This window comes from Metabacillus dongyingensis, assembly GCF_019933155.2.
Classification (GTDB): Bacteria; Bacillota; Bacilli; order Bacillales; family Bacillaceae; genus Bacillus_P; species Bacillus_P dongyingensis.
Genome location: NZ_CP082944.1, coordinates 1,227,526 through 1,240,263, shown reverse-complemented (window position 1 = coordinate 1,240,263; position 12,738 = coordinate 1,227,526). Strand labels below are relative to the sequence as shown.

The following is a 12,738-nucleotide window of genomic DNA, read 5'->3' as shown; positions in this document are numbered from 1 at the left end:
TTATTAATCTAATAATAAAAAAGATATCAGCTAGCTGATATCCAAACTTCATTGTTTTAATCTAAAAAAATGATTCTGTTTTTGCGCGTCGAAGACACTGATTTTGATTTTCTTGAGGAAAAGCGAAGCGCTGTTCGATCTTGATTTTTGCTTGATTGATTGGAATCCGAGTTGACTCCATTAAATATATCAATTAATTTGTCATAGCTGTAAACTTGTTTATCTCTGCTTCCGGCAACTTTTAAAGATTCGGTTAATGACGGTTCTGATGCCTCCGCCTGCTGTTCTTGTTTCGTGTCAAGCCTAGCTGCAGGGAGCATTTCTTCAGCTTCAGCTAATGCAGCAGGCTCTTGCACCTCTAATTTCGGCATCTCAGCTGCAGGCTCAGATGCAATCTGCTGTTTTTTCACCTTCTTAGACTTTTTCCCTTTTTTTACTGCAGGTTCTTCTGCTGTCTCTAGTATTTCTTGAACCGGCAGTTGAACGATTTCCTGCACCTCTTCGTTCAATGGCTCTACATTCAGATTAGTTGCTTGGAGCTTCCGTTTCTTAATTGGCAGTTCAACCAGCTCTATATTTCCAGTTGCAGGCTCTTCATGCCGTACTTTATACTTTGACAAGAAAGTCTCTGGATCTTCAAGCATCGTTTCATATTCAGCTGAGCTCCATCCCATCGGACCAGGAGGAGAAAATGAAAAGTTCACTAGTTCCACTTTTGGAATTTCACTGAATTCAGAGTGATTCATACTCATCTTGCTCACCCTCCTTTATGCTTTAATTTTTGAAAATAACCCATCGAAGTCAGTTAAAAATTCATGCTTTGACTGCTCAACAGAAATAATGTTCTGCAGGGCCCATATATATTTCTCATCTGACCAGGATGTTTTTTGACCGAGGAAATACTTATGAACAATCGAACAGTATAAATGAGGAAACTTCAAATCTGTCCATAAAACCCTGTACTGATCTTTTGTAAGAGGATTTATTTTGTCATATGTTCTTAATAGCTCAATGACAAGCTCAGTATCCCAGACTGACATTTTTTTCAGCACTTTATTTAAAATAACCCGTAAGTCCCTTGATGGAAGATCGGATGTAATCGAATGCAGTTCTTTCATAGCAAGCCCCTCTTCCGTCTCAATAAAACGGGCAAGGGTAAAATCCTGCTGGCAAAACATTCTGGATTCAAGGCATTCCAGAGACCATTTCTCATAATGCCCTTCATCAAGTTCCAGAAGAGCCTGCTTGCCGCGGAGAATCATTTCATCAATTGATTCAATCACCATTTTTGAGAAGGGATCCTGAAGCCATGTTTGTTCTGCATCAGGTTCGATGACAGCCGGAGCTGGAAGATTGTTTTCTTTATCCGATTTTATAGCGAGCATTTTATTTCCTTCAAGTTCCTGCAGCTTCCATCTGAATAATTTATGCCATTTGCCGAGACGGCTTCTTTTTTTGCTCATTTCATCCGGCATATAGCCTGCTGAGGTTTGATGGAACTTTCCAATGAACTCCATGATTTGAAGCATTTGTTTTTTATCATAATAGAGCACTTCTTTTCCTTCCTGCAAATCATACAGGACATATGCTGAATTATCAGCTCCGACACAGATTGCTCCTGCTTTTGTGCGGTGTATGCCTGCAATCGGCAGACCATTGTCCTGCAGATGCTCATGTCCTTCTGCAATCAGAAGCATCCTTGCAGGCTTCATGACAACTCTCTTTAAAATCTTCACACCCTGACCCGTCTCTACTTTCCAAGTCGTACGCCCGCTTTTGTTGGTTAAAAGGGTTATCGACTGCACATCAAAAGGGTACAAGTTTAGGATATTCATTTGGAGCTCATACTTGTTTAGTTCTGTATCCAAGATGTTTCACCCTTTCTATCTTCCATTTTCATAAACTCTAAGTAAATTCCCGGCTACTGTGTTCCAGCTGAATTCACGTTCTGCTTTTGATCTTCCGTATCTTCCCATTTCATTACGTTTTCCAGAGCTGTCAAGCAGGGAGTTTATGGCTTCAGCATAAGCAAGAGGTTCTTCAAAATTATTGATAACCTTACCGTTTCTGCCTTCATCAATGACTTCGGGATTACCCCCGCGGTTGCTTGTAATGATTGGAAGACCGCAGGCCATCGCTTCGTAATGAACACGTGCCAGCGGTTCCTGCCATTGCGATGAACATACAAAAATGTCTGACATGGCATACAGAGTGGGTATATTTTTAGGCTGAACGAACTGAATGAATTGAACATTTTCAGGATACATGGCCCCGAGTGTATATAAATGTCTGACATAGTTGTTGACTTCATTGTCGCCAAACCATTTCGAGCCAATGAAAACCATAACAGCATCAGGATGTTTTTCAAGGATCTTAGGCATTGCCTGCAGGAGGATATGAGGCCCCTTTACCTTACTTAAACGTCCTACAAATAAAATGATTTTCTGATTCTTCAGATTTAATTCAGAACGCACTTTTTCCTTGAGCCTTCTGCCTTCCTGCGTCCAGTCGGGAAAATAAGTCTGCAGGTCTACACCTGAATAAACGGTTTTTACCTTCCCTTTTGCTTCAGGGAATCTGTCTGTAATGGTACGGCCAATATAATCACTGACCGTTACGATTTGAGCAACGGCTGCAATACAGGCTCTGCCCTCTTCATCCGTCATTTTTTCAACCGCGAACATCTCATTGTGAACACTTAAAATCCATTTCGTATTCGGCGACTGGGCATGCAGGGCAGGAATCCAGGCTGGTCTGTTGCACAGGTGAACCACATCGTACTTTGTATTCTTTAAATGATCCCCGAGAAAAGACAGATATTCGCTTTGTGCAAAACGTATATAATGAACACCATTTCTCGTTTCATTTTCAGGAAGATCTGGATGCTGAATTGAAAGGATTGTCACTTCATGTTTTTGTGCAATAAGCGGGGCAATGGAATCCAGATAGATCTGGATGGCTCCTCCTTTAATTGCGGGAACAGGGAGTTTTTCAGTCGCTATTAATGCAATCTTCATACGTTACCTCCATTCGTCTAGTAAGCCCTTATCTTAAAATACGAAAAAACTGGGAGTATGTGCTATTCTTCATGTAACATTTTCAAAAAAGGCGATATGATTATTTTTTAATCTTTTTTCAGACGGCGGCATTTATCCTAGGACAAAAAACAACCTTTTCTCATAATCTATGAAGTAAAAGGATGGGATGGTGACCATATTGGAAGAAAACGCAAACACAGGATCCTTTCATGCTTCAGTAAAGGATACGGTAAATATTTTTTCACTTATTGATCAAAAAAAAGCTGCTGACAATGTACCTAATCAATCAATAGAAGCACCAAAGCAAACAATAGAAACAGATTCAGCTGAACAAGTCGTGCTAAGCTCAAGAAGGCGCCAAAAAAGCAGGAACAATTCAAAGAAAAAACATGCTTCTGTCAAATTTTTATCTGAAGCGACGCCAGAACAAAAGCCAGGCAAAAAAGCATTGGAAGAAACTTCGGCAAAAAGAACAGAAAAAGAAACAGCAGCAGAGGAAGAAAACACTGTCTCTGCAAAGCAAAGTGTTCCAAAATCAAAGAAGGAAAAAAAGAAAAAGAAACCGATGTCATCTGAGGCAAAAGCAAGAAAAGAAAAACTAAAAACGACAGATGATTTTATCGCACTTGACCCATTTACTGAAAAAATATTCAAAGAAGCGAAAATGAAAAAAGAGGATCGCAAGGAAGCGAACGAAGAAGAAGAAGTATACGTTCTTACTCCTGAAGAAGAAGCCAAACTTGTTAAGCTTGCGGAATACATTATTCAGAGCTGGGACGTTCAGGTTGACCGGATTGAAGTCATTCAAGGCGGGCAAATGGCACTCGTTTGGAAAATTCACACGAGCAATGGACCGGTCTGTTTAAAGCGGATTCACCGTCCTGAGAAGAAAGCATTATTCTCCATTAATGCACAGAATTACTTAGCCGAAAAAGGCGGCAGAGTACCTGGAATCATCCGTAACATACACAACGATCTCTTTACAAAACAAGGTCCTTTTTTATTCGTTCTTTATGACTGGATTGAAGGCGGCGTATTTGATTTAGCAGTGGATCCTGATTTGGAAGTAGTTATGAAAGGCCTGGCGGAGTTTCATCTTTGGTCTGAAGGTTATCATCCGCCAGAGGGCATTCCTGTGTTTAAAAAGCTCGGACGCTGGCCAAATCACTATATTAAAAGATGTCAGCAAATGGAGTCATGGAAAATCATCGCCCAAAATACTCCAGATAACCCGTTCTCTCAATTGTATCTGCAGGAAATTGACTATTTCATCGAACAGGGACGCCAAACCCTTGACCGTCTGATGAATTCAAAGTATGTCCCTTGGATTGAAGAACAGTCTGCAAATCCAACCCTTTGTCATCAGGATTATGGCGCAGGAAATACTGTGCTTGGGAATGACGGCAAGATTTGGGTCATCGACTTAGATACGGTCTCTTATGATCTTCCTATCCGCGACCTGCGAAAAATGATTATACCTTTACTTGATACAACAGGAGTGTGGGATGAAGCAAGATTCCAATTAATGATGAATGCTTATGAAAGTGTCAATCCTTTAACATCTGAACAAAAAGAAGTGATGTATATCGATATGCTTTTCCCTTATGAAATGTATGATATTGCTCGGGAAAAGTTCGTCAGAAAAACAGATATGTTACCAGAAGAGCTTGCTCAGGCTTTCCAGTATGAAAGAATCAAAGAAGCACATTTAAACAGCTTAATTAATTCATAAAGTTAATCAAAAGATGATTTCAGCTGCTGGCTGCTGTCATCTTTTTTTATTTAAAAAAAAGACAAAACCATGCTGAGTTAAACCATTAATCTTGGTACAAATCTATATCCTTCCAAGTCATTCATTATTTAATTACTAAAGGAATACATTCGTAAGAGACTAAAATAATGAGAGGTGTAAGAAAATGAAAAATCAGGAATCTTTCTCCACGGTTAAATCCTATATTCCTTTTCACAGCCAATTCGATCCCTGTCCGCCGATCGGCAAAAAATACTACTCGACCCCCCCAAACTTATATCTGGGATTTCAGCCGCCCAATCTTCCTCAATTCTCCCCATATGAAGCCTTAAAAAAAGGTACATTATGGCCTGTTTTTTATGATTATTATGAAAATCCATATAAAAAAGGAGGAAGCTGAAGATGGCTAAAACACTTCCGCCCGAATACTATCAGAAGTTAGAGGAAATCCAGGCGGTTGATTTTGTTCTTGTCGAACTAACCTTATATTTAGACACGCATCCTGATGATGCTCAGGCGATCTCCCAATATAACCAGTATGCACAATATGGCAGACAAATCAAACGAACGTTCGAATCTCAATTTGGACCTCTCAGTCAAGGAAGTCCTAATCCTTCTGGAGAATACTGGACATGGAAAAGCGGTCCATGGCCATGGCAAGTATGACGAAAGGAGTGGATCAGTTTGTGGACATATGATAAAAAGCTGCAATACCCTGTTAGAGTCAGTACATGCAACCCTACTTTGGCCAAATTTTTAATGGAACAATATGGAGGAGCGGACGGTGAGCTTGCTGCTGCATTGCGTTATTTGAATCAGCGCTATACCATTCCTGATAAAGTTGTTGGACTTCTTACAGATATTGGAACAGAAGAATTCGCTCATCTAGAAATGATCGCTACAATGATTTATAAATTAACAAAAGACGCAACCCCCCAGCAATTGAAAGAAGCAGGGATTGGAGATCATTACGTAAGTCATGACAGCGCATTGTTTTACCAAAATGCTGCTGGAGTTCCTTTTACTGCTTCATATATACAGGCAAAAGGAGATCCTATTGCTGATTTATACGAAGATATTGCTGCAGAAGAAAAAGCCCGCGCTACCTATCAATGGATTATTGATATGTCTGATGATCCTGATTTAAATGATTCTCTCAGATTTCTAAGGGAACGGGAAATCATTCATTCTCAGAGGTTTAGAGAAGCCGTAGAAATTTTAAAAGAAGAAAGAGACAGAAAAAAGATCTTTTGAGAACATAAAAGAACCCCGGAAAACCGGGGTTCTTTTATAAATCTTTTAAAGTGATAGCCTGAATCTCGTTTAACGGAATCTTCTCCCCATTAATCAAAATACACTCATCTTTATATTCTGTTACTTTTCCAATATGAGTCTTTACATTTGTACTGATGCTGCAATTTAAACTGGAGAGTCTCTCAGGTAAATTTAGAAGCAGCTCAATTTTCTCTTTATTTGTAAGATCGTTAAACGAATGCAGAGGCTTTGTCAGCCTTTTTTCTTTTAGCACAGCAGGCTCTGCTTTCACTTCCCCGCTCAATACTGGCTCTTCAGGTACCGCTGCTGTTTCTGCCGGCAGATCTTTTCTTAAGACATATGTTTTTTGCATAGATGTTAAAACAGGTTCCAATTCCGGCTGAACGATATACAGCAGCGGAGGATTTTTAACAGATTGATGCTTTTTCACAGACGTCCCTCCTCATGTTCATGCTCTACAAAGAAGTATATGCAAGGAGATCAGTTTTATGATGAGAGGGTTATAGAGATATTTTCATAAATTTGCTGACGTCTTTGAATCCCATTTGTTCATACAGTTTCATTGCTTTTTGGTTATGTGCATACACATTCAGCCTAACATCGCTGTACCCGCTATTTTTGAATTCTTTTATTGCTTCCTCCATCAATAACTTGGAGTATCCCTTGCCTCTGTATGGCACTTTTACATATAGATCATTAATCCAGCCAATTTCATCGCCCGTTAAGAAATCGAATGCTTTATCAATCATGATCCAGCCAAGCAGTGTGCTGCCGTCCATCAAGCAAACAAAATAAGCCTGATATTTTGCGGAATGTTCATAGACTTCAATCATTTTTTCCTTATTATCGTCCGAAACGTGATTGGTTGCTTCCCTGCGGTTTTCGCCTGCTAATTCGTAAATTTCTTCTAATTCGTCTGATGCTGCCAGTTTAAATGTTAACCCCATAATTGGTCACTGTCCTTTTTTATCTTCTGCAGCCTGAGCTTCCAATGCTTTTTTTAGATGCTGAAGATGATCTCCGTCTTCTTTTTTCATAATCTTCACAAATACCGGCTTAATGAGTTTCATTGTGAATTTTTTCGCATTGATTTCACATTCAAAACGGATTGTCGTCTGATTGCCTGATGCAGAAAACATGTAATGATAGATGGCTTCCATCCCTTTCATTTCACTTTTAACTGAGTACTTTGCGCTCGGAACATACTCTATAAATTCAATAACCGCTGTAGCCTCTCTTCCCCTTATTTCACGGGTTTCTCTGTATTTCGTGCCTGCTTGAACAGGTCCATCCGTCAGCTTCTCTACTTTCGTCACATTTTGCATAAACAGAGGGGCATTTTCAACGTCAGCGGCAAAATTGAATACTTGGTCAAGCGGTGCATTTACAGTGACTTGATCTTGAAATTCACTCATGCAATAATTAATCCTCCTTATGATTAGGATTTATTCCTTATCCATATTTTATCAGAATTGGAGACACCTCATAGACAAGCAAAAACATTTTTGTTTCAGATCAGGAGGGTAGTTGATTCCTTTAAACGCGTTCTTTTCTGGGTTTGGGGAATTATACAGGGATTTTAGATCCTTTAAACGCGCTCTTTACTGTTTTAGGGGAATCATTCAGGGCCTTTGAGTGCTCTAATCGCACTCTTTCCGGGATTTTGGGAATCATTCAGGCCCTTTGAGTTCTCTAATCACTCTCAATCCGGGATTTAGGGAATCATTCAGGGCCTTTGAGTCCTCTAATCACCCTCTTTCATGGATTTGGGGAATCATACCGAGCCTTTGAGTCCTCTATTCACCCTCAATCCGGGATTTGGGGAATCATTCAGGCCCTTTGAGTTCTCTAATCACTCTCAATCCGGGATTTGAGGAATCATTCAGGGCCTTTGAGTGCTCTAATCGCACTCTATCCGGGATTTGGGGAATCATTCAGGCCCTTTGAGTTCTCTAAACACGCTCTTTCATGGATTTGGGGAATCATACAGGCCCTTTGAGTCCTCTACTCACCATCTTTCCTGGATTTAGGGAATCATACTGGCCCTTTGAGTTCTCTAATCACCCTCTTTCATGGATTTGGGGAATCATACAGGGCCTTTGAGTCCTCTAATCACCATCTTTCATGGATTTGGGGAATCATACAAGCCCTTTGAGTCCTCTAATCACCATCTTTCATGGATTTGGGGAATCATACGGGGACTTTGAGTTCTCTAATCAGCCTCTATCCTGGATTTGGGGAATCATACAAGCCCTTTGAGTCCTCTAATCACCCTCTTTCCTGGATTTGGGGAATCATAAAGCCCTTTGAGTCCTCTAATCACCCTCTTTCATGGATTTGGGGAATCATAAAGCCCTTTGAGTCCTCTAATCACCCTCTTTCATGGATTTGGGGAATCATACAGGGACTTTGAGTTCTCTAATCATCCTCTTTCCTGGATTTGGAGAATCATACTAGCCCTTTGAGCCCCCTAAACACACTCTTTCCTAAATTCAGGAAATCACAGCTTGCCAATACTCACCCAAACAACAAAAAAACGGGCAAAAATTGCTGTGCAATTCATTACCCGTTTTCTTCTGTATTTTGTTCTCTCCATTAAAATTAAAGAGACTGAAGGCTTTACTTAACCTAAGATATGATATCCAGAGTCTACATGAAGATTTTCTCCAGTCATCCCTCTTGCAAGGTCACTGAACAAGAAAAGTGCTGTATCCCCAACTTCTTCTGGAGTTGTTGTACGGCGCAGCGGCGCGCGTTCTTCGATATCTTTCAGGATGGAGTTGAAATCGCTGATTCCTTTAGCAGAAAGCGTACGGATTGGGCCGGCAGAAATCGAATTCACGCGAATGCCGTCTTTTCCTAAATCGCTTGCCAGGTATCTCACACTTGCATCAAGTGATGCCTTCGCAACTCCCATAACGTTGTAGTTAGGAAGGACTCTTTCTCCGCCAAGATATGTGAGTGTCACAATGCTTCCGCCCTCTGTCATCAAGCCTCTTGCAGCTTTTGCCACAGCTGTCAGTGAATAAGAGCTGATATTGTGAGCAAGCAAAAATCCGTCGCGGGTTGTATTCATGTATTCTCCGCTCAGTTCTTCCTTTTGTGCAAACGCGATGCAATGTGCAATTCCATGAATAACGCCTACTTCATTTTTAATCGCTTCAAAACAAGTGTCAATTTCAGCATCATTTGTTACATCACAAGGAAGAACAATCGAATCATTGCGGTCAAGCGTTTCAACTAAATCCCGCACTGATTTTTCAAGGCGTTCACCTGCATATGTAAAAATAAGACGCGCTCCTGCCGTATGAAGAGAACGGGCAATTCCCCAGGCAATGCTTCGTTTGTTTGCGACGCCCATTACGACTACATTGCGTCCAGCTAATGATAAATTCATTTGGAATCCTCCTAATTAATACATGTTATTAGTACCTGGTTATAATTATAGCATGCTATTTGCCGTATTTCTAGACCGCTGCTGGATTTCATGAATGAACCTGGATCATTTCAGCTAATTAAAAGAGCATTTTAAGTCCCGTCAAAACGATACCGATGAAAAATCCGCACACCGCACCGTTCACACGGATCCACTGTAAATCTTTCCCTACATTATTTTCTATCATATCAATTAATTTCTCATCATCCAGTTTGTTTAAATTCTCTTCGACCAGTTTACCGATTTTTGAATGATTTTTTTCAATGAAAAGAGTAATTTGTTCCTGTACTTTGTTCTCGATTGCATCCGTTTTTTCCTTGTCACCACTGATATTTTCCAGTAATCGAGCAGCAAAAGGCATGAGATGATCCTCAATAAAAGAACCTTCTTCTATATAATTTAGTGCTTTTATTTGAGTTTTCTTTAAAATTGTTAGCAGCTTTCCGGAAGGGTCCCACTCTGAAACCACGCGGTCTATTTCCACTGCCAGTGCTTGATTTTCCTGAATATTGAGCAATTCTTTTCGAATATGATCAAGGATTGCCTGACGATTTTCACTATCTGGTCTGCGCAAACCTCTGATGACATTAAGAATAATATCTTGAAGGATCTTTCCGAGCTTTTCTTCATTTACAATATTTTGAAAGGATTTTAAGGCGAATTGCAAAAATCCATCTGCCTCTACATGGTCCATTGCTCTCATGGCAAATCTGCCAAATTCCTCTCTTTGATCACGTCTTGATGCCCATTCCTCAGTCTTTAAAAGCAGATAATCAAAGCACTTTTCATCATATTTCCGCTCAAGTACTTGATGAATGAGAGCTTGAAGCAGTTTCATTACTTCATTGGATGTAAGGTATCCTTTTAGCTGATTCTTAATAAGAGGAGCAATCTTTTCCAAATCTGCACTTTCAATCATTTGCATGATGAGAGATTTCATTGTTTTCTTGAAAGAATCGGAATGAAGCTCTTTTTCAAGTATTGGCAGCAGCTTTTCTGTCAAGTTTATTTGGGCTAATTTAGTTTGAATACTCTCCTTTGACAGCCAATCATTTTCAATTGTGTTAACGAGAGCCCTAATCATTCTGTTTCGATTTTTTGGCAATAAAGCTGTATGAGGAATAGGCACGCCGAATGGGTGTCTGAATAACGCTGTAACGGCAAACCAGTCAGCTAATCCCCCAACCAGGCCAGCTTCAAATCCTCCCTGCAAAAATTCTCCAGCAATTGTTCCTTGAAAAGGAATTGTTGCTGCAAACCCCGTTCCCATAATGGCAAGTGAGATTCCTGCCAAATGTTTTGATTTATTAGACATGTTCGTACCCTCAATCTTTATAAAATAAAATGAAAAAGTATATCTTTTTATCCATGCTAGTCTAAAAAGAGAAATAAATCCAATCATATCATATAAAAAACTGGCCAAAATCATGGCCAGTTTTTTTATTCTATATTCTTATCCCAAATAACGCTGATAAATACGTTTTGCTTCAGCCATATCTTTCGTCCCATGAATCAGGGCTCGCCCGTCTTGGAACACAACGACTCTGTGATGTTCGGTTTGAAAAGAGAGCAAATACGGATTTGCAGTTATATCATTTACTGCTCTTCCAAGTGCTTTTGCAAGCTCCTTAAAGTTCATTTCTTTAGAGACTGCCGGCCTTATTTGAACCGTATCTCTGCCGCAGAGAACCGACATTTTCACACTATTACTGCGTGATAAAAATGGATAAACGGCAGAGTCCCCGCATGATGGACAGGCTTCGTCTTTTAGTGCATGCACTTTTATTTGTGAAAATTGATTTCTCCAAACGTCAAAAGAAAGCAATTCTTTTCTCACCTGATCCGCTGCACCGGTTAACAATTTCAGCACTTCCCCTGTTTGATAAGAGGCAACCATTTGGACCGCTGGACTAATAATGCCAACTGTATCACACGTCTGGCCTTCCATTGGAATTTGCTTTAAAAGGCAATTCAAACATGGCGAGAGTCCCGGTATAATTGTATAAGTCAGGCCGTAGCTTCCGACACATGCGCCGTAGATCCACGGAATACCCTGCTTAAGCGCTGCATCATTTATAACAAGACGAGTTTCAAAGTTATCCGTCGCATCTACAATAACGTCTGCATGCTGACTGAATGCAAAAATATTTTCAGCTGTTACATCTTCAATGACCGCCTGGACTTCCACTTCATGATTAATCTGGGAAAGTCTTTGTTTTGCAGCAGCTGCTTTAGGAAGACGCAAAACCGCATCTTCTTCAGTGTAAAGCTGCTGACGCTGCAAATTGCTCCATTCTACGTAATCACGGTCCACAATCGTCAGTGTGCCGACACCCGCACGAACAAGCATTTCCGCATTTGCTGTCCCAAGAGCTCCCGCACCGATGATTAACACATGACCATTTCGAATGTTCTGCTGTCCTTTTTCTCCTATTGGAGAGAATAAGATTTGCCTAGAGTACCGTTCCATTTAGGATGTAATCATTCCTTCTTCAGGGCTGCTTGCAGATGCATAAGATTTTACTGGTATTCTGCCTGCCTCAAAGCTTAACCTTCCTGCTTCAATGGCAAGCTTCATAGCAGCTGCCATTTTTACCGGATTGCCTGCAGCAGAAACAGCAGTGTTCAACAGAACACCATCCGCTCCAAGCTCCATCGCTTTTGCTGCATCAGCAGCTGATCCAATCCCTGCATCCACAATAACCGGCAGATTCGTTTGTTCGATAATAAATGATAGATTCAAAGGGTTGATAATGCCCTGTCCTGAACCGATTGGAGACGCGCCTGGCATAATCGCATGAACGCCTGCTTCTTCAAGTCTCCTTGCAAGCACGACATCATCAGACGTGTAAGGAAGTACAATAAATCCTTCCTTTACAAGCTCCTCACTTGCTTTTAAGGTTTCAACAGGATCGGGAAGCAATGTTTTCGCACACCCGATCACTTCTACTTTAATCATATCACATAACCCTGAAGCCTTAGCGAGTTTTGCGATTCTGACAGCTTCTTCAGCCGTTTTCGCACCAGCGGTGTTCGGCAGCAGCGTGTAGCGGGAAAGATCAAGCTGCTCCAGAAAATTAGGCTGAGACGGTTCAAAAATATTCATTCTTCTCACAGCGAATGTTAAAATATCTGCTTCAGCCGCTTTTACCGCTTCTTTTTGAATATCAAAAGAGGGATATTTTCCCGTTCCAAGCAACAGTCTTGATTGAAAAGTTTTTCCTGCAATCGTTAACATA

Annotated in this window: 14 protein-coding genes; 4 read left to right on the top strand and 10 right to left on the bottom strand. The window is 40.6% G+C overall.

Going from position 1 to position 12,738, the window contains the following annotated elements:
• Positions 1–56: 56 nt before the first annotated feature.
• Genes K8L98_RS06110 through K8L98_RS06100 form a run of 3 tightly spaced genes read right to left on the bottom strand, consistent with a single transcriptional unit; the run spans position 57 to position 3,017 of the window.
• On the bottom strand, positions 57–752 hold the full coding sequence (locus K8L98_RS06110; RefSeq protein ID WP_223440448.1) for a hypothetical protein: 696 nt from the start codon (positions 750–752) through the stop codon (positions 57–59).
• 15 nt (positions 753–767) lie between these two features.
• Positions 768–1,835 carry a CotS family spore coat protein gene (locus tag K8L98_RS06105; protein WP_420828859.1) on the bottom strand — a complete coding sequence of 356 codons (1,068 nt, stop codon included), beginning with the start codon at positions 1,833–1,835 and terminating at the stop codon, positions 768–770.
• A 48-nt stretch (positions 1,836–1,883) separates the two neighbouring features.
• Positions 1,884–3,017 carry a glycosyltransferase family 4 protein gene (locus tag K8L98_RS06100; RefSeq protein WP_223440446.1) on the bottom strand — a complete coding sequence of 378 codons (1,134 nt, stop codon included), beginning with the start codon at positions 3,015–3,017 and terminating at the stop codon, positions 1,884–1,886.
• Between the two features lie 685 nt (positions 3,018–3,702).
• On the opposite strand from K8L98_RS06100, the gene K8L98_RS06095 reads away from it, so the two are divergent.
• The 4 genes from K8L98_RS06095 (at position 3,703) to cotJC (ending at position 6,042) form a co-directional block, all read left to right on the top strand.
• Complete coding sequence (locus K8L98_RS06095) at positions 3,703–4,770, top strand: spore coat kinase CotI (RefSeq protein ID WP_223443214.1); 1,068 nt, start codon at positions 3,703–3,705, stop codon at positions 4,768–4,770.
• Positions 4,771–4,954: 184 nt separating this feature from the next.
• Entirely contained in the window at positions 4,955–5,188 is a 234-nt protein-coding gene (locus K8L98_RS06090; protein ID WP_223440444.1) for a spore coat associated protein CotJA, read from the top strand.
• A 2-nt stretch (positions 5,189–5,190) separates the two neighbouring features.
• Positions 5,191–5,454 (top strand): spore coat protein CotJB, encoded by a 264-nt coding sequence (locus K8L98_RS06085; RefSeq protein WP_223440442.1) that lies wholly within the window; start codon positions 5,191–5,193, stop codon positions 5,452–5,454.
• Between the two features lie 18 nt (positions 5,455–5,472).
• Positions 5,473–6,042, top strand: coding sequence for a spore coat protein CotJC (gene cotJC, locus K8L98_RS06080; RefSeq protein ID WP_223440441.1), 570 nt, complete (start codon positions 5,473–5,475; stop codon positions 6,040–6,042).
• Between the two features lie 34 nt (positions 6,043–6,076).
• On the opposite strand, the gene K8L98_RS06075 is transcribed toward cotJC, so the two are convergent.
• The 7 genes from K8L98_RS06075 to K8L98_RS06045 form a co-directional block, all read right to left on the bottom strand.
• A complete protein-coding gene (locus K8L98_RS06075; protein WP_223440440.1) occupies positions 6,077–6,493 on the bottom strand; it encodes a CotO family spore coat protein in 417 nt (138 codons plus the stop codon).
• Between the two features lie 70 nt (positions 6,494–6,563).
• The gene (locus K8L98_RS06070; protein ID WP_223440439.1) at positions 6,564–7,010 is read right to left on the bottom strand and encodes a GNAT family N-acetyltransferase; all 447 of its coding nucleotides are present in this window, start codon (positions 7,008–7,010) and stop codon (positions 6,564–6,566) included.
• Between the two features lie 6 nt (positions 7,011–7,016).
• Positions 7,017–7,478, bottom strand: a complete 462-nt coding sequence (locus tag K8L98_RS06065; protein WP_223440438.1) for an SRPBCC family protein — start codon at positions 7,476–7,478, stop codon at positions 7,017–7,019.
• Between the two features lie 1,208 nt (positions 7,479–8,686).
• Positions 8,687–9,460: an enoyl-ACP reductase FabI gene (gene fabI / locus K8L98_RS06060; RefSeq protein ID WP_223440437.1), complete on the bottom strand. Its 774-nt coding sequence runs from the start codon at positions 9,458–9,460 to the stop codon at positions 8,687–8,689.
• A 118-nt stretch (positions 9,461–9,578) separates the two neighbouring features.
• Positions 9,579–10,814, bottom strand: coding sequence for a DUF445 domain-containing protein (locus tag K8L98_RS06055; protein WP_223440436.1), 1,236 nt, complete (start codon positions 10,812–10,814; stop codon positions 9,579–9,581).
• A 138-nt stretch (positions 10,815–10,952) separates the two neighbouring features.
• Positions 10,953–11,969, bottom strand: a complete 1,017-nt coding sequence (locus K8L98_RS06050) for a thiazole biosynthesis adenylyltransferase ThiF (RefSeq protein WP_223440435.1) — start codon at positions 11,967–11,969, stop codon at positions 10,953–10,955.
• Positions 11,970–12,737: a thiazole synthase gene (locus K8L98_RS06045; RefSeq protein ID WP_223440433.1), complete on the bottom strand. Its 768-nt coding sequence runs from the start codon at positions 12,735–12,737 to the stop codon at positions 11,970–11,972.
• Position 12,738: the final 1 nt, after the last annotated feature.

Coding starts and splice junctions, on each gene's coding strand:
- K8L98_RS06100 (WP_223440446.1), bottom strand. CDS start 3,017: ATGAAGATTGCATTAATAGCGACTGAAAAACTCCCTGTTCCCGCAATT.
- K8L98_RS06085 (WP_223440442.1), top strand. CDS start 5,191: ATGGCTAAAACACTTCCGCCCGAATACTATCAGAAGTTAGAGGAAATC.
- K8L98_RS06070 (WP_223440439.1), bottom strand. CDS start 7,010: ATGGGGTTAACATTTAAACTGGCAGCATCAGACGAATTAGAAGAAATT.
- K8L98_RS06090 (WP_223440444.1), top strand. CDS start 4,955: ATGAAAAATCAGGAATCTTTCTCCACGGTTAAATCCTATATTCCTTTT.
- K8L98_RS06110 (WP_223440448.1), bottom strand. CDS start 752: ATGAGTATGAATCACTCTGAATTCAGTGAAATTCCAAAAGTGGAACTA.
- K8L98_RS06105 (WP_420828859.1), bottom strand. CDS start 1,835: ATGAATATCCTAAACTTGTACCCTTTTGATGTGCAGTCGATAACCCTT.
- K8L98_RS06055 (WP_223440436.1), bottom strand. CDS start 10,814: ATGTCTAATAAATCAAAACATTTGGCAGGAATCTCACTTGCCATTATG.
- K8L98_RS06095 (WP_223443214.1), top strand. CDS start 3,703: ATGAAAAAAGAGGATCGCAAGGAAGCGAACGAAGAAGAAGAAGTATAC.
- K8L98_RS06065 (WP_223440438.1), bottom strand. CDS start 7,478: ATGAGTGAATTTCAAGATCAAGTCACTGTAAATGCACCGCTTGACCAA.
- fabI (WP_223440437.1), bottom strand. CDS start 9,460: ATGAATTTATCATTAGCTGGACGCAATGTAGTCGTAATGGGCGTCGCA.
- K8L98_RS06050 (WP_223440435.1), bottom strand. CDS start 11,969: ATGGAACGGTACTCTAGGCAAATCTTATTCTCTCCAATAGGAGAAAAA.
- K8L98_RS06045 (WP_223440433.1), bottom strand. CDS start 12,737: ATGTTAACGATTGCAGGAAAAACTTTTCAATCAAGACTGTTGCTTGGA.